The following is a 17,065-nucleotide window of genomic DNA, read 5'->3' as shown; positions in this document are numbered from 1 at the left end:
CGATCCGGAATAGCAGAAACGCCGGAAGATTCAGCACATACCAGTATTAAAGAACGAATCAAATCAAAATTTAATCAGCATGACGCGATTACATCACAACAAGAACAGAAGTCACTACAGTATTTTAACCACCCAATTAAACCCCTTGCAGTATTTGAAGAGTGCATCAAGAGTGATGAAGAGATGGGCATTTCATGCTGTTTAAAAGACTACCTCGAGCTGGTCGACAGCACCGGCCGTGTGGTTAGAAATAACAAACGAGGTGCTATCCCACTGCATCACCCTCCTATCCTCGAACGTCTGAGAATTGACCCACAACGTTGGCTGAGCAACGCTACTGAATTTGAACAACTCTATCCGAAGAAATTTGCAGCCAAAAGACGACCTAAGCGACGGTCAAGGCTGACTGCTTAAGGCTCACCAAAAGCTATCTTTGCTAATTAATGATCAGTTATTGTACTGAGGCTCCAACATCAGAAAATTTCGGATAACACCCGATTATGGGGTTGATTTTTAAGTTACTAACCCGAAACGTAAACCCATCAGATATAAATATCTGAATACTAATTCAATGGTTTATTGATTTTTTTAAGCGAGCCTGTCCTTCATAATAATTTAGATAAGAAGCGCCTGTCCTTTTTTAAGATAAGAAGCGCCTGTCCTTTTTTAAATGTCCTTCTTTAGGAACTTTCTTTAAGAACCTCCTTCTTCAAGAACTGAGTATTTCAAACTATTTGGATGCCATTTGCTGGAAATAGGGTAACCTTATGAAAGTGCTAATAATTTACTGAATGAGGGTAGAACATGGATATGGATCTGAGTCTTTTGCAAACCCGAGTGATTGGTTGTCTGATTGAGAAAGAGAAAACCACGCCGGATCAGTATCCTCTCACGCTGAACGCTTTGACTACGGCCTGTAATCAGAAAAGTAATCGTGATCCGGTGATGGATCTGTCGGATACGGATGTGCAGACGGTGATTGATGAGTTGAGTCAGAAGCGTCTGGTGCGTGAAGAAACCGGCTTTGGCAGTCGGGTCGCGAAATATAAACACCGTTTTTGTAATACCGAATTTTCTGAATTGAAGCTAAGTGAACAAGAGCTGGCGATTATCTGTACGCTGTTTCTGCGGGGACCACAAACCCCCGGCGAACTGCGTAGTCGTACCAATCGTTTATGCAGTTTTCGTGATGTGCATGAAACAGAGACTGTGTTGCAAAAAATGAGTGAACGGGAAGAGTATCCGCTGGTGGTGCGTATGCCGCGAGAGCCGGGTAAGCGGGAATCTCGTTATGCTCATTTGTTCAGTGGGACAGTGGAAGCCGCTGATCCAGCGGAATATAACGCACCAGCGCAAAATATCCGAGTGAGTCCCGATACGATCCAAGCGCTGGAAGAGCGTCTCGCCACACTTGAAGCAACCGTTGCTGAGTTACAGGCAAAACTGGCGGACTAAATAATGTTTTCTGCTTAGTGGTTATTGTCTTTTTGCCGCGCACTCTGCATGTGTGGGATGCCGCTAAACCCGGATGGCACCTCTGTCACCACGCCACCTTGTTGTAAAAACTGGTGAGTTTGTTGGCGAATAGATTCGTGGGTTTCATGGGCGGCAGGTGGCTTAGGAATATTTCGTTGACGCAGGGGTTTCATCTTAATTGCTCGCTGGTTGTTAGTTCAGGGATACCGAAGTATAGGCAATATTTCTTGCTTTGCTCAAAAAACAGCCAATTAAACGAGCGTTAGACTCAAGTGGGGCTATTCTTATTCATACATTGGCTTGGTGCGGTTAATTAATTTAGCGAAAGGAGATTTCAAGGATGAGGCATCTGATGGTGTTGGTCTTGATGGCGGTGTTGTCCGGGTGTTCCGGCAGCGAAGAATTGAAACCCTTTACCAGTGATGGCTGCAGCTCGTTCCCTAATGGCACTCGGGCTGAGAATACGCTTTGGCTTTCCTGTTGTGAGCAACATGATTTAGCTTACTGGCAAGGCGGTACTTATCAACAGCGCCTAGAGGCGGATAAGGCGTTAAAAGCCTGTGTGGCTGATGTTGGTAAGCCGGAAGTCGCTCTATTAATGCTGGCGGGCGTCAGAGTGGGTGGCAGTCCTTTTTGGCCGACTCAGTTTCGCTGGGGTTATGGTTGGCCCTATTTGAAACCTTACGGTGAGCTGAGTGCCTCGGAACAGGCGCAAGTTAAAAAGTTATTGCCGCTTAAACCGTAACTCACTTTGGTAGATCATTACTTATTTCTGTCTGTTAGCGGTGATAGCGCCTGATTATGGGTTGACAGTCTAGGGTCAGAAGAGCATTTTTAATTAAACGACTATTTAAGTATACGGATTTCGATTAATGCCTAAAGTGGGAATGTCTGAAATAAGAAAGCCACAGTTAATCAATGCCACGATGGATGCGATTAATGCGGTGGGTTTACATAAAGCCAGTGTAGTGATGATCAGTAGTTATGCCGGCGTATCCCCCGCCATTATTAACCATTATTTTGGTGGCAAAAGTGGTTTGCTTGAAGCGACGATGCGCTCAGTTTTGAAACAACTTTCCGAAGGCGTTAAAACCCGTTTACAAAACACCGACCCCGATGATGCGGTATTGCGGATTCAGGCGATCGTTGGCGGTAATTTTTCGTCGGATCAGATGGAGAGTAAAGTTGTAAAAACCTGGTTGGCATTCTGGTCTCAATCGATGCACGATGACGCGCTGTTTCGCTTACAGCGCGTTAACGAAAAGCGGCTGCTTTCCTATCTGCAACTAGAGTTAAAAAAGTTATTGCCTGCGGAGAAAGCGATTTTTGTCGCGCAGGGGATTGCGGCATTGATCGATGGTATCTGGTTGCGAGGCGCGTTGTCGCCTGAGGGTATTAATGCTGAATTGGCGCAGCGAATGATTTCTGATTATTTAACACGTCAGTTAGTCTGATAACTTTGCACGTTTTTGTGTGTCGTACTTCGAGTTGAATTCGTAAGTATTTGATAAAATGGCGTAGCTTTAGGTGCGTTGAATAAAAAGCCCCAGCGTTAATTAGGGCTTTTTTTTTGGCTTCAATATAAAGCACGCACGGCGCTTATAGGCTTTTATATCTACGTTGCCGTATTCTTGGTAGGTTTATTCAAACGTACGGCTGATGCTAAAGACTGCCCGTGCATCAGCGGTGTCACCCCAGTAGTTATCTTCGATATCCGTGTCGGTATAACCTAGCGCTAGATCAAATCCTGCAAGAGATTTAGAGACAGAGATACCCCAATGATTGTAGGAATCGTCATCGACATTAGAACCGAAATAGTAGTCTCCACCGTCTTCTAATAATTTGGTGTGCGAAGCGTCCAGCGTCAGTGCAAAGCCTGCTGGCAGGTTGATGGTATGGCTCAGGGTGATAACGATTGAGTTACCAACTTCACCGAAATAATCATCAGAATAGAGTACTTTAGCGGAGGTGTTTTCTTTATAGGTAATGGCGCCATAGAGTTCACCGTAATCGAACTCTCCGCCGGCATCGTTGGCACCGGGGTAGGTATAGAAGGCATAGCCTACATCAAAGCCGAAGTCGTCATTGATACTGCCGGCATAGCCTGCGTAATAATCGATCTCGACTTCAGCGGTACTGTAGCCAACATCATCTAAGCCTGAAGCCCAGGCTCCGACATAGAAACCGGCATCGTTATACCAATCGACACTGCCTTGCAGAGTCGCATCACCATCGGTGCTACTAACACCGTTATAGACGTAGTCAGATACCAGTGAGACGGTGGCTGAAACATCTGCTTGAGCCGGTAATGCAAAGCTGGCGGATGAGGCAACCAGAGCGGTATAGAGTGCTTTTTTCAACATGTTAAATCTCCGAGATTAAAAGGGTTTTGTCGTTATCTTTATACTGTTCAGCTGTATTTTGCCGAATTTAGCGCGCGCTTGGTCGCTACCTGACGGATCAGGTAGTGACTAAACAGCGTTTTAAACGATTGAACGTGGTGCGGGTCAGCGTGCCGTTTTATCTGTTTGGGTTAGCGGTCCATTGCATCGGCTTCTGTTGTGGTGAAGTGTTTGCCCAGCAGGGCATGATAGAAGTCTTTGTCGGAAAGAACGCCAACCAGGCGGTCCTGCTCGTTGAGCAATACCGGGAGCCCTGTGTGGTAGCGGATCTCTATCGCATCGCGCATCGATATCTCAGGGGTGGCAATGACCAGCATTCCCTCCGTTAGCTGCTCAATCTCTTGCCCCGTTTGCCAATGATGTAACACTAGCGGTTTATCTTGACGCAGGGCTGAGGATACTTGCCCTGAACCATCGACGCTGATGCGGGTGTTGTCATTGCGACTTAGTATCAACATATCGTCAAGGCGTTCTAGTGTTGCCGCCTCGGTCATAAGCGAGCGGCCTTTGAGAACATTGAGAGGGTTGGTGTGGGCGACAAAGTTTTCCACATAGGTATTCACGGGGTTGAGCACGATATCTTCTGGTTTGCCATGTTGGATAATCTCTGCAGATTCCATAATGGCGATGTTTGTGCCGATCTTTAGCGCTTCATCCAAATCATGGCTGACGAACAGGATGGTTTTATTCAACCGCTGCTGTAACTCAATCAGCTCATCCTGAAGTTGGCTACGAATCAGAGGGTCTAGCGCCGAAAAGGGTTCATCCATCAGTAAGATGTCGCTGTCCATGGCAAAGGCTCTGGCAAGACCAACCCGTTGCTGCATACCGCCGGACAACTCATGAGCATATTTATCGCTCCACTCATGTAGTCCAACCATTTCTAGTTTTTCCATCGCCTTGGCGCGACGTGCTTGTTTGCCCATCCCTTGCATCTCTAGACCAAAAGCGACGTTATCCAACACGGTTAACCAGGGCATCAAGGCGAAGTTTTGAAATACCATTGAGACACGACGGGTACGCATATGGCGCAAGGTTGTTTCATCGCAAGAGCCGATATCGACCATTTGATCGCCATCTTGCACCAGCAAATCACCACGGCTTACAGGGTTTAAGCCGTTGACGGCCCGCAGCAGGCTCGATTTACCTGAGCCGGAAAGGCCCATCAGAACACAGATTTCGCCTTCAGCGACCTCGATATTGGCGTTATGAACACCGACAACGCTGCCCGTTAGGTCGATGATCTCCTGACGAGTTTTACCCTGATCCAGTAGCGTTAGGCTGGCTTCGACACTGTCGCCGAATACCACATCTAAATTACGAATACTGATAGCCGACATATTTAGCCTTCCTCTTTAGAACCGGGATTTTTAAAGATACGATCGAGGATGATCGCCACCAAGACAATTGCGAGGCCCGCCTCAAATCCCTGTGAAATATTCACAGTGTTGAGTGCTCGAATGACTGGTTTGCCTAAACCATCTGCGCCGACCAATGCTGCAATGACTACCATGGATAGCGACAGCATGATGCATTGGGTGATGCCCGCCATAATGCTTGGCATCGCCGCCGGTAGTTCGACTTTAAACAGTAGTTTCGACGGCGTCGCACCAAAGGCTTTACCCGCTTCGATCAGGTCGTCCGGTACTTTGCTGATACCCAAATAGGTGAGTCGGATCGGTGCGGCGATGGCAAAAATAATGGTAGAGATCAGTCCCGGTACCACACCTAAGCCAAACAGTACCAAGGTTGGAATTAGGTAAACAAAGGTGGGGATAGTCTGCATCATGTCCAAGATGGGCCGCAGATAGGTGTAGAGTCTCGGGTTGTGTGCAGCCAAGATACCGATAGGAATACCGACTACGACCGAAATGGTGGTGGCGGTTAACACCAGCACAAAGGTTTCTAGCATCTCTTGCCAATAACCTAAATTGAGAATTAATAGCAGTGCAACCACGACAAAGATCACCAGTGGAATACTGCGGTGTATCGCCCAAGCAACCGCTGCTGCCATGATCATCGGCACATAGGGTGGGAACCACTGAAAAATATCCACCACCGAGAGGATCAACCACTCGAGGGATATCGAAATAGCATCGAAGAATCCAGCTGCATTAAACGTCAGCCAGTCGACAAAAGCTTCCATCCAGCTACCCAGAGGGATTTTATGTTCTGTAATCCAGTTCATACGACTGCCTTTTTATAGTTGGGTTGCCGATATTCAGGTTAGCGTTGTGAATACCGACGGGTAAAGATCACCTGACTATCGGATTAAGTATGCTGATACTTAATCCGATAGGGCTTGAAGAGTGTTGCAGGTGTTACAGACCCAGCGTGTTAAAGTTCTAAATATTGGCGCACAGCAGGCAATGACGCTTTGCCATCCAGTGTGGTGACACCGTCAAGCCAGTTGTTCAGTGCTTCAGGGTGGGTTTTTAACCAAGCGCGGGCCGCGGCAGCAGGCTTCATACCATCATCCAAAATGGAGCCCATGATCTGATTTTCCATTTCCAAGCTAAATGACAGGTTTTTCAGTAGATGGCCGACATTCGGGCATTCTTGGGTATAGTTTTGTCGTACATTGGTATACACACTGGCGCCACCATAGTTTGGCCCAAAGAAGTCGTCGCCACCGGACAGGTATTCCATATCAATATTGGCGTTCATCGGGTGTGGTGCCCAGCCGAGGAAAACAACCCATTGCTCACGTTTTGCCGAACGGCTGACTTGGGAGATCATACCCGCTTCACTGGATTCAACCAGCTTGAAGCCTTTTAGACCGAAGGCATCATCATCGATCATGCTCTGGATTAGACGGTTACCGTCGTTGCCCGGTTCAATCCCGTAGATACGGTCTTTCAATTGGTCTTTAAATTTGGCAATGTCGGCAAAGCTTTTTAGACCAGCGTCATAAGCATATTTTGGCACGGCTAGGGTATATTTTGCCCCTTCTAGGTTAGCGCGAACGGTTTCAACGGTGCCTGCTTCACGGTAGCTGGCGATGTCCGCTTCCATGGTTGGCATCCAGTTACCCAGAAAGACATCGATATCACCATTGGCTAATGAGGTGTAGGTGACGGGTACGGACAACAGTTGGGTCGATGGGGTGTAACCTAGGCCAGTAACAACCTCGCTTGCGACGGCGGTGGTGGCGGTGATATCGGTCCAACCGACATCTGAGAAACGAATGTTATCGCACTGTCCAGCAAAGGCGGTGGAGGCTGTTAGGCTGGCGACGGTAAGCCCTAATACGCGAGTGAAGCGGTTAAGCATCGGTGTTGAACTGGTGTTTTTCCGTTGTACATTCATGCGTGAATACCTTTGTTGTCATTAAATTAGATGCGCTAGTGTTCTCTTCTGTTGTGTTTCTTTGAACGCTGCAACAGTCCCTGTGCAGCAAGGCAGAACAATATTCTGCCGGTGTCGATTAATGAGCGTTTATGAGCGGCCTTTTGGCGTTACCTAGACGTTGATGATTTTGCCATTCATCATCAATCCAGACATCAACATGGGCCGCGGGTAATGGCTGCTTACCGAGAATGAGGTCTGCTGCTTTTTCGGCCACCATAATGGTTGGGGCGTTGAGGTTGCCATTGGGTATGGTGGGAAAGATTGATGAATCAACCACCCGCAGCGCTTCGATTCCTCGGACTTTACACTGATTATCCAGTACAGCCATCGGGTCGTTATCCGCCCCCATCTTACAGCTACAGGATGGGTGGTAGGCGCTTTCTACGTTTTCCCGCACCCACTGATCAATCGCTTCATCGGATTCAATGTCAGTGCCGGGCTGAATCTCTTCGCCGCGATAAGCATCCATGGCCGGTTGATTCAGAAGCTCACGGGTGAGACGGATCGTATCGCGCCAGTCCTGTTTATCCTGTGGGGTACTGATGTAGTTAAACAGGATGCTCGGTTTTGCTTTAGGGTCGGCAGATGTTATTCGAATTCGGCCACGGCTTTCGGGTTTGTTAGGCCCGACATGCACCTGGAAACCATGTCCATCAATTGCTTTGCCGCCATCGTAACGCATCGCGGCAGGAAGAAAATGATACTGCACATTGGGCCATTTCAGCCCGGCTCTCGAACGGATAAAACCACAAGACTCAAAGTGATTGGTTGCTCCTAGGCCATCTTTAAATAGCATCCATCGGGCGCCGATCAACCCTTTGCTGATTAAATCCAGTTTGCCGTTTAGGGTGATGGGCTGCTTGCAGTGATATTGGAAATAGACTTCCAAATGATCTTGTAAGTTTTCGCCAACACCGGGTAGGTCGTGTATCACCTCAACGCCAGCGTCTTGAAGCACTTTTTCTGGACCGATACCGGACAGTTGCAGCAGTTGAGGTGAACCGACGGAACCCGCTGCAAGAATAATCTCTTTAGATGCGCTGACTTCGGTGATTTGGCCATCTTGTTCATATACGACGGCGACGGCACGTTTACTATCCATAACCACCTTGCGGGTCAATACACCGCTGAGCAGCGTCAAGTTACTGCGTTTTAGGGCGTTACGTAGGTAAGCATTTGCCGTCGATGCCCGGACACCGTTCTTCACGGTCATATGCATCGCGCCAAAACCTTCCTGACAATAACCATTGTAATCGTCAGTGGTGGGGTAGCCGGCATCTTTCCCTGCATCAATAAATGCCTGATAGAGGGGGTTGAGTTGCATATCATTACCACCGCAGGTGGTTAGCGGGCCGGTGGAACCACGATATTGATCGCCGCCGTGATCCCAGCTTTCAGCTTTTTTGAAATACGGCAGACATTGCTGATAACCCCAGCCTTGGGCGCCCTGTGCTTCCCATTCATCGAAATCACAGGCGTGACCACGAACATAAACCATGCCATTAATCGATGAGCCGCCACCGAGCACTTTTCCCCGAGGGCAGTGCATCGAACGATAACCGAGGTGCGGTTCGTTCTCGCTGTGAAATTGCCAAGCATACTTGGGGGTGTTCATGGGGTAAGAGAGGGCAGTAGGCATCTGAATAAAGATGCTTTTATCACTACCGCCCGCTTCGAGGATCAGTACCTTGTGTGTGCCATCTTCAGTCAGTCTGTTAGCAAGAACGCAACCGGCTGAACCTGCGCCAACAATGATGTAATCGTACTGTTTTTTATCTGTCATAGGTCTACCGCTGAAAAATAAGCTGAACATACTGGCCACTCGGTGCCATGCAATTTCATCGTCTCGAGACGTCCTTCCTGTTTAAAAGGACGATTTTAAAAACGATGGATAAGCGCTATGCGTAAGGGCACTCGACATCACCCAACTCAACATAGACGCTTTTGACTTGGGTGTAGTGGTTAAGTGTTTCAATGCCGTTTTCGCGCCCGACGCCGGATTGTTTATAACCTCCAACCGGCATTTCGGCAGGTGAGGCACCCCAGGTGTTGATCCAGCAGATACCTGCTTGCAAGCGTGCAATGACTCGATGGGCACGGGAGAAATTTGTTGAGAAAACCCCGGCTGCTAGTCCGTATTCGGTATCGTTGGCCCGCTGGATAACCTCATCTTCGTCGCTAAAGCGCAGAATCGACATCACCGGTCCGAAGATCTCCTCTTTGACATTTGGCATCTCGTCGGTACAGTCGGCAAACACGGTTGGTTTTACAAAGCAGCCTTTCTCAAGGCCGTTTTCAGTGGCCCGCTCACCACCGCATACTAGGCGGGCACCGGCTGCTTTAGCCGCAGAGATGAACCCCAGCACTTTTTCCATATGGTCTGTTGAGATCAGCGCGCCGACCTGAGTATTGAGGTCAGTAGGATCGCCAATAATCATTCGCTCGGTACGAGCAGCGATCTTACTGACAAACTCATCATAGATACTCTCGTGGACGAATACCCGCGTACCATTGGTGCACACCTCGCCCTGAGTGTAAAAGTTCGCCAACATGGCACCGGCGACGGCATTGTCAATATCGGCATCGGCGAACACAATCAGAGGTGATTTACCGCCTAGCTCCATGGTGACCTCTTTGAGTGATCCGGCAGCATCGGCCATCACTTTTTTGCCCGTACCGCATTCACCGGTGAAGGATACTTTGGCAATATCAGGGTGGCGGGATAGTGCTTGGCCGACACGATAATCACCCTGCACAACATTAAACACGCCATCGGGCAAGCCCGCTTCGCTAAAGATCTCCGCCAGTTTAAGTACGCTCAGCGGCGTTTCTTCTGAGGGTTTAAAAATCATGCAGTTACCGGCAGCGAGCGCTGGGCCTGATTTCCACATCGCAATTTGAATAGGGTAGTTCCATGCACCGATACCGGCACAGATGCCGAGCGGTTCGCGACGGCTATAAAAGAAGTTTGTGCCGCCTAGATCCTGTTGTTGTCCATGAATGGTTGCTGCCAATCCCGCGTAATATTCGATCACATCCGCGCCGGTGGCGATATCAACACAGTTAGCTTCTTGCAGTGGTTTCCCGGTGTCGAGCACTTCCAGCAAAGCTAACTCATCGTTACGTTCACGTAATATAGCTACTGCGCGCATAAGAATTCGGCCCCGTTCGGCCCCACTCATTGCCGACCACACCTTGAAGCCCGCTTGGGCGGCGGTAACGGCTAGATCAACATCGGCGAGAGAAGCCTGTTGCACCGCGGCAAGCACCTCACCCGTGGCTGGGTTGATGCTGTTAAAGGTTTCGCCGGAGGTCGCGTTTTGATAGCGACCGTTAATATATAGAGCTGTTTGCATGGGGCTTAGTCTCGCTTATACGATGCCATTAATGGGGACAGGCATTGGTTATGTACAACGAACCCGGTGAAAAAGGCTGTTGTTAGCGTTGTCAGGGACGATCATTTTTTATTGATTGATCGTTTAATTAAAAATAATACTGGCTATTTAGTGAGCAAATGTCAAAAGTGAAAAGTGTCGTTTTTAGAACTTAAATTTTTTAATCGACAATAAGTGAGTGTGTTTTTTTTAAACAGCAGTCGTTATTTTTAAAATAAATGTATGATTTTAAAGAAATAAATTTATTTAGGTTTTTGGGTTGATTTTTAGCTGATAGAGGCGAAATGTCGCAAAAAGATATTTTCATGACGTGAATGGTCAGTGATTTTAACGCCGGTATATTGACTATTAGGGGATATGTCGTTTCTGATTCATGTCGTTTGACGGTTTTTAACTGCGACTTATCGTTGAATATCTGGGCGAAGACGTTGCTGAATGCTCTGGCGTTAACATTCGGGCTTAATCGTCAGTCTCAATGAGAGGGTTATCTGGACGGCTTATCTGGATGGCTTATCGATAAGGGATAGAGAGTCTGGAAGTTGTATGATAGCTCTGGAGTGATCGATGCTAACGGTTTGAGATGTGAGCCGCTCGACCATGCTTGGCTCACATCAACGTCGGGCGAGTCCGCTTAAAAAGCGGACCGGCCCTGATTTATGCCTATCGATCAGTGTGCTTGATAGTCATTAAGGTGTTCATAGCTATCAACAAAGCGGCGGTACTTATGTTGTCCACAGGTATAGGGCTGATAGCGTGGTGGGTTATCTACCCCCTGACATTGATCAATCACTTTCACTTCAGCATTGAAATCCAGATCCATGAAGAAGGGGATTGAGTAGCGTTCTTGGCCACTGGTGTTAACCACTCGGTGAAGCGTAGAGATATAACGGTCATTGGTAAACGTTTGCACTAGATCACCAATATTAACAATAAAGGTATCGTCAATTGGGGGCGCACTGATCCATTCGCCATGGGCATTCTGTACTTGAAGTCCGCCAACATTATCCTGCGACAGTATGGTGAGAAAGCCATAATCGGTATGTGCACCGATACCAATCTCGCGCTGACTCACCGCGCCTGCCTGCGGAGGGTAGTGGAGTAAGCGTTGAATGGTGATGGGGTTTTGTTGTAGCTTTTCAAAATAATCAGCCGGTAGGCCTAAGCTTAATGCGATACCACTGACTAAGGTTCGCCCTAGCGTCATCATGGCTTGATGGTATTGTTCGGTGATGATGCGAAAACCGTCGGGGTCATTTTCGGGCATAAGGTTTGGGCCGAAGAAGGGCGAGACCTTATTCTCGTGCAAGCCAAAATCAAAGACTTCTTTATAATCACGGGTATTGTCTGGATCTACATTTTCACCATACATGGGAATATAGCCGCGTAATGTTGGCCCTGAATGAATAATATTGAGTTTCTGCTTCTCTTCCATGGGGCGATCGAAGAAGGCTTTTGTTTGTGCATACATCTGTGAGATAAGCTGCTTATCAATACCGTGATTTTTGATATAGAGGAAACCGACATGTTCACAGACAAAGGCCAGTTGTTCGGCGACTTGCTGAGGGTTACTGCCATCGATCAGTGGTGCTATATCGATGACCGGTATTTCGTTGAAGGTTGTGGTTTTACTTTGTAGTGCTGGATCGATTTGAATGGCGGCTGCAGTAGACACGATATCACCCCTAAAATGATGGTCTGAATTGTTTTTTTCTGTGATCTTAAGTGTCAGTGATGAAGGGGTGTATGAACTATCACCAAAGCGAAATAATAGCGTGTAAAAGCGAGAAATTAATGTTTTCTAAGGGCCGAGGGGGAACAGCCGTAGCGTTCTTTAAAGCATTTGCCAAAGTGGCTTTGTGAACTGAATCCGGTGGCCTGAGCAATGGCACTGAGATTCAGGTGACTTTCTTCCAGTAACTGTTTGGCTTGCTGTAAACGCAGTTGAATATAGTAACGGCCGGGGGTTGTTTGTTCATATTTTTGGAACACCATTTCTAAATTGCGCTGCGTCGTGCCTATCCGCTTGGCCAGTGTGGCAATGGGATAGGGGTTATCAAGGTGTTTCTTCATGAGTTCGACCGCCGCCCCTAAGCTGGGTGATTTAATTCGCAAGCTGACTTGCTGGCAAGTGGTCTGCATCTCAGCACTACTACGGACTCTTTCTTGCATAAATTGCTGCGAGACTTGATAAATAAAATCGCGTCCCTGATCTTGCCCGATAAGGTAGAGCATCAGGTCGAGAGTGGCAGTGCCACCGGCACTGGTGAAAATGTTATCGGTGACCGTATATAGGTTTTCCTGCAGAGCAATCTGCGGGTAAAGCTCAGCAAAAATATTCAAATGTTCAGGCACTAAGGTGCAGCTCTTACCCTGTAATAAACCACATTTTGCAAGAATAAAGCTGGCGCTACTCAACGAGACAATTCGACGACCCTGTCGGTTTAATTGTTTGAGCAGATGGGTTAACGCTTCGTTGTGATAGCGGGCGCAATGTTGATAGCCGGCAATAAAGACAAGATCGCTTTGGTAGCAGCTATCTAAACTTGCCGTGACCTCAACGGGTACACCATTAGAGCTGATAATATGGTTGAGGTGAGGGCTGCTTTCAGGTGAACAGATAGTGAATTCATAAAGCGCTTCACCACGGAGTTGATTGGCAACGCTAAGGGCTTCAATCGCCAGTGAAAAGGAGGTTAGGGCGAACCCTGGCAGTAGTATAAAGCTAACATGGATACTCAAGGCCGCACCTCTCTTTATGCTCAGCTATTCTGCTTTTGTCGAGCAGCGCTGGGTGATAAACCGAAATAGTCTTTAAAGCAGTTGCTAAAATGACTCGTACTGACAAAACCGCAGGCTAGTGACACATTGGTAATACTCTCATTGCTCTGTAGCAACAAGCGGCGGGCATGGGTGATCCGTAGTTCCAAATAATAGCGTGATGGACTGGTTTCTAAGTATGATTGAAACAGACGTTCCATCTGGCGGCGGGAGATATCGATACAATCAGCCAGTTCTTCAAGGCTGAGAGGCTCTTCGATATTATTACGCATCAATACCATGATGTTTCGCAGCGTTTCTGGAAAGGTTGGGTTATCACCGACCTGTAACGGAATTGATTCTTGATTTTCGGCAACCTGATCGCAGCTCAGAATCTCTCTTACGGCACGAACAATGTCATTACCTTGCCGTTGGGCAATCAGTTTCAGCATCATCTCTAGGGCGCTCACGGGTCCAGCACAGGTGGCGCGTTTTTCACCAATCACCAGCGTTTTGTCGGACACCTTGGTATTAGGGAACTGTTCGCGCATATAAGCATGGTTGTCTGGATGGGCGGCACACGCTTGTTGTGTCATTAGGCCCGCATGGGCCAGTGGAATGGCGCCGTTCCATAGGCCAGCCAAGGTGATGCCCAGTTTATCAGCCGCTCTTAGGCAGGTGGTAAGTTTTGCATTGGGGGCCAGTGAGCAGCGAAAACCGCCGCAGACAACCAGTATGTCCAGCTCATTACGATGTTGAATAGGCAGGGTTTCAATGGTGCCGCCGGTGGCGATATCGATACCCAGATCACTGGTGACCATACGGGAATCGATCCCGAGGGTCATATAATCAAAGCGCTGCCCCGGCAGTACGAGGTTGGCGGTTACCAGCACATCGACCGCCCCAGTAAAGGCCACCATCGAAAAGTTTTTCTGCAGAATGAAACCGACTTTAACCAGCTGTTGCTCAGCGTTATTTTCGTTTAAAAATACCTTGTTGGTATCACTGATCGCTTTGCTGAAGTCTCGTTTGGTCGGTGAGTCTGTCATTGATCGCGTCTCTATAGATGAAAAGATGGGCCGTTTAAGGAGGTAATTGTACTGTTATTTTTAACAATAGATGTAGTCATTGCGACCTTAACGGCTTTTTATCTCGCTTTATCAACGGGTTGTGGGTGGTTGGAAAAACGTTCCAGCCACCGTTTTTAGGGTTGCATAATAAGATTGAAGAGCGTGTTGCAGTGTGGGGTATTGTCCAATTGTTCAACCGCGGCCACTATCTGCTGGCATCGGGCTAGGTCAAGGTTAACACCGGCGAGTCGGGCAAACTTCTCTTTAAACTCGAGGTCACTCATCGGTGTGTTTGGATCACCTTTGGCCTGGGTGATCGGACTAGTGAAACAGCGACCGTCTTTCAGCGTTAGGGTAACGCGAGACAGGATCTCTTGCGGAAACCGTGCAGACAGGTCAGCCGCTTCTTTAATCTCGATCTTGCCACTGATCGCTAGAATATCATCGGCAAAGATAGCGTCCCCGGTTACTTCAGACGGGCCTACCTGACCCCTGGCAATTAAGGCGGCGACCGGAAAGGCCAGCCCATATTGCGCTTCATCGGCATTGCGCGGGAAATGCCCTTGGAGCCGCATCGACTCGTGAAAAGTTTCAATTTTGATCTTATTGATACTGTCGCCGTTAATCTCTGGATGCTCGTTAAGTAATTCTGTAACGGCGGTTAGTGATGGCTGTGCCCAGCGGCATACGGGCCAAGGCTTAAAGTATTGGGCATCGATCTCCCAGCGTTCACCTAGGTCATCCCAGCAGTGGGCGATCGTGTCGTCGGAAACGGTTTCTGCTGGTGCGCCGGTAATACCCGATTGCGCTATAAAAACGGCATTAAGACCGGCATAGGCCCCCGCACCATGGGCATCGCGCAGGTTGGATGGAAAATCAACTAAACGCATCATTGGGCAGCGTGGGCCAAAGTATTCGGCGATTCCCAATGCGTGTATAAAGGTGTCTTCATCTAAGTTCAATAGACGGGCTGCGCCGCACACCACGCCGATCCCGGAAAATGCTCCCGATGCATGGTAGACAGGGGCGTTGTGCATCAGTGCAACACCGGCACGCAGTCCGGTTTCATAGGCCACGGTCAACGCGGATAAGAAAGTTTCACCGCTGATCTCATGACCCTGCTGACGATAGGCATCAGCCAGTGCCAGTAGGGCGGGTACGACCGTCGCTCCAGCATGACCTTTAGAGGTGAAATGGCCTTCGTGGGCGTCTAAACTATCGGCACTGAAACCACCGGCCCAGGCTGCACCGAGAGGATGCACTGAACGTCCGTCAAACAGTAGTCGAGCGCTATGATTGACGCCAGGGTAGTGTTGTTGGGCATAGTTGCGGATGTTCTGGCTGGTTTGGTTATTGATGGCGCCCGCTAGCACGCCAATGATATCCAGCAATGAGGTGCTGACACGGTGACGGGTTGCTTCAGGTAGGTTAGAAAAACTCAGCGTTTGCACAAAGTGATACAAATTCATGACAAGTAATCCTGCTGATAAAGACTCAGTAGAGTGTAAAAAAGGCACTCGAAAGTGCTTCTCGAAAGCGTCTCTCGAAAGTGCCTTTGTTTAGCGTAGGGTGAGATTATTTTGCCACGGCGCGGGCAGCAGCTAACCAGCTATCAAACTTAGCTTGATGAGCGGCAATCCAGTCGTGCGCATGACGCTTGATATCAGCAACGGATTTTTCACCATTTTGCATCTTCAAGTTTTGTGCGCTTTCATCGCCAGCCGAGATCTGTACCAATGATAGGAACTTAGTGGCGACTGGGTTTTCTTCAGCGAATTCGCGATTCAAGACAGATTTCACCTGATCGACAGCAAAACCAAGATTTTTACCCTCGAAACTGGTGTTAACATCGTTGTTGCCATCGGGGAGTGAGGTGTAAGGCACTTCCAACCAAACAACATCTTCACCTTCTACCAGTACACCAGCGATCCATTGTGGAACCCAAGTGAAGTAGAATACTGGCTGCCCTTCTTTATAACGGGTAATAGTATCGGCCATTAAGGCAAAGTAAGATCCCTGATTGTGGCTAACGGTGTCTTCTAAATCATAGGCTTTCATATGATGGTTAATCACCAGTTCACAGCCCCAACCGGGGTTACAACCGGTTAGATCGGCTTTGCCATCATCGTTGGCATCGAATAGTTTGGCAATCTCCGGCTTTTGAAGATCGGTCAGCTTGGTGATGTTGTATTTATCGGCGGTCTTTTTATCGATCAGGTAACCCTGTAAAACACCGGGAATGATATCCCCTGCTTTAACCATGTACTTATCGCCACCGGCTTTTTGATAAAAGCTGTCATGGAGGATATCCCACATGTGTACACTGAAGTCTGCATCACCATAAGACAGCGCCAGCATCATGGTGGCATATTCGGTTTCTTTAGGCTTTTCAACTTCGTAACCGAGGGCTTCCAATCCGGCAATGGCTATTTCGCCACGAAAACGTTCTTCGGCAATACTGGGAAAGATGGGGGTGACTTCAACGCCTTTACCCGGCATGGATTCCGCTTGGCTGGTCGCACTGAAGGTCAATGCTGCGAGGGCAGCGGTTGCGGTCAGTTTGACCATAGAGCGGTTGAGCTTTTTCAGGTGTGACTGGATCATGTTTAAATCC

At 48.3% G+C, this 17,065-nt stretch carries 15 protein-coding genes and 1 pseudogene; 4 read left to right on the top strand and 12 right to left on the bottom strand.

Features of this window, described 5'->3' with window-relative positions; all coding sequences use genetic code 11:
* Both ACN0T0_RS06000 and ACN0T0_RS05995 read left to right on the top strand, forming a co-directional pair.
* A pseudogene (locus ACN0T0_RS06000) lies at positions 1–414 on the top strand (hypothetical protein); the annotation flags it as partial.
* Positions 415–804: 390 nt separating this feature from the next.
* Entirely contained in the window at positions 805–1,455 is a 651-nt protein-coding gene (locus tag ACN0T0_RS05995; protein ID WP_417224214.1) for a YceH family protein, read from the top strand.
* Positions 1,456–1,469: 14 nt separating this feature from the next.
* On the opposite strand, the gene ACN0T0_RS05990 is transcribed toward ACN0T0_RS05995, so the two are convergent.
* The gene (locus ACN0T0_RS05990) at positions 1,470–1,649 is read right to left on the bottom strand and encodes a hypothetical protein (RefSeq protein ID WP_417224213.1); all 180 of its coding nucleotides are present in this window, start codon (positions 1,647–1,649) and stop codon (positions 1,470–1,472) included.
* A gap of 167 nt (positions 1,650–1,816) precedes the next feature.
* Here ACN0T0_RS05990 and ACN0T0_RS05985 point away from each other — a divergent pair, with 167 nt between their 5' ends.
* Together ACN0T0_RS05985 and betI are read left to right on the top strand one after the other, a co-directional pair.
* Positions 1,817–2,221 (top strand): hypothetical protein, encoded by a 405-nt coding sequence (locus tag ACN0T0_RS05985; protein ID WP_417224212.1) that lies wholly within the window; start codon positions 1,817–1,819, stop codon positions 2,219–2,221.
* Between the two features lie 127 nt (positions 2,222–2,348).
* On the top strand, positions 2,349–2,930 hold the full coding sequence (gene betI / locus ACN0T0_RS05980) for a transcriptional regulator BetI (RefSeq protein ID WP_417224211.1): 582 nt from the start codon (positions 2,349–2,351) through the stop codon (positions 2,928–2,930).
* A 186-nt stretch (positions 2,931–3,116) separates the two neighbouring features.
* Here betI and ACN0T0_RS05975 read toward each other — a convergent pair whose 3' ends face one another.
* The 11 genes from ACN0T0_RS05975 to proX all read right to left on the bottom strand — a co-directional run bounded on the left by ACN0T0_RS05975 (position 3,117) and on the right by proX (position 17,055).
* Positions 3,117–3,839: a TorF family putative porin gene (locus tag ACN0T0_RS05975; protein ID WP_417224209.1), complete on the bottom strand. Its 723-nt coding sequence runs from the start codon at positions 3,837–3,839 to the stop codon at positions 3,117–3,119.
* Positions 3,840–4,009: 170 nt separating this feature from the next.
* Positions 4,010–5,218 carry a choline ABC transporter ATP-binding protein gene (gene choV / locus ACN0T0_RS05970; protein ID WP_417224207.1) on the bottom strand — a complete coding sequence of 403 codons (1,209 nt, stop codon included), beginning with the start codon at positions 5,216–5,218 and terminating at the stop codon, positions 4,010–4,012.
* Between the two features lie 2 nt (positions 5,219–5,220).
* Positions 5,221–6,066 carry a choline ABC transporter permease subunit gene (gene choW / locus ACN0T0_RS05965; RefSeq protein ID WP_417224205.1) on the bottom strand — a complete coding sequence of 282 codons (846 nt, stop codon included), beginning with the start codon at positions 6,064–6,066 and terminating at the stop codon, positions 5,221–5,223.
* Positions 6,067–6,215: 149 nt separating this feature from the next.
* A complete protein-coding gene (locus ACN0T0_RS05960) occupies positions 6,216–7,151 on the bottom strand; it encodes a choline ABC transporter substrate-binding protein (RefSeq protein WP_417224501.1) in 936 nt (311 codons plus the stop codon).
* 154 nt (positions 7,152–7,305) lie between these two features.
* A complete protein-coding gene (betA, locus tag ACN0T0_RS05955) occupies positions 7,306–9,012 on the bottom strand; it encodes a choline dehydrogenase (RefSeq protein WP_417224204.1) in 1,707 nt (568 codons plus the stop codon).
* A gap of 115 nt (positions 9,013–9,127) precedes the next feature.
* Positions 9,128–10,585 (bottom strand): betaine-aldehyde dehydrogenase, encoded by a 1,458-nt coding sequence (gene betB / locus ACN0T0_RS05950; protein WP_417224203.1) that lies wholly within the window; start codon positions 10,583–10,585, stop codon positions 9,128–9,130.
* Positions 10,586–11,291: 706 nt separating this feature from the next.
* Positions 11,292–12,296 carry an isopenicillin N synthase family dioxygenase gene (locus tag ACN0T0_RS05945; protein WP_417224201.1) on the bottom strand — a complete coding sequence of 335 codons (1,005 nt, stop codon included), beginning with the start codon at positions 12,294–12,296 and terminating at the stop codon, positions 11,292–11,294.
* Between the two features lie 116 nt (positions 12,297–12,412).
* A complete protein-coding gene (locus ACN0T0_RS05940; protein WP_417224199.1) occupies positions 12,413–13,363 on the bottom strand; it encodes a GlxA family transcriptional regulator in 951 nt (316 codons plus the stop codon).
* A 20-nt stretch (positions 13,364–13,383) separates the two neighbouring features.
* The gene (locus ACN0T0_RS05935; protein ID WP_417224197.1) at positions 13,384–14,430 is read right to left on the bottom strand and encodes a GlxA family transcriptional regulator; all 1,047 of its coding nucleotides are present in this window, start codon (positions 14,428–14,430) and stop codon (positions 13,384–13,386) included.
* Between the two features lie 155 nt (positions 14,431–14,585).
* On the bottom strand, positions 14,586–15,920 hold the full coding sequence (locus tag ACN0T0_RS05930; RefSeq protein ID WP_417224196.1) for an MmgE/PrpD family protein: 1,335 nt from the start codon (positions 15,918–15,920) through the stop codon (positions 14,586–14,588).
* Between the two features lie 106 nt (positions 15,921–16,026).
* Positions 16,027–17,055: a glycine betaine/L-proline ABC transporter substrate-binding protein ProX gene (gene proX, locus ACN0T0_RS05925; RefSeq protein ID WP_417224194.1), complete on the bottom strand. Its 1,029-nt coding sequence runs from the start codon at positions 17,053–17,055 to the stop codon at positions 16,027–16,029.
* Positions 17,056–17,065: the final 10 nt, after the last annotated feature.

It is taken from the genome of Amphritea sp. (assembly GCF_048266285.1).
Lineage (GTDB): Bacteria > Pseudomonadota > Gammaproteobacteria > Pseudomonadales > Balneatricaceae > Amphritea.
Note: the sequence above shows the minus strand (reverse complement) of the source record. Positions and strands in the feature narration are given on the sequence as shown.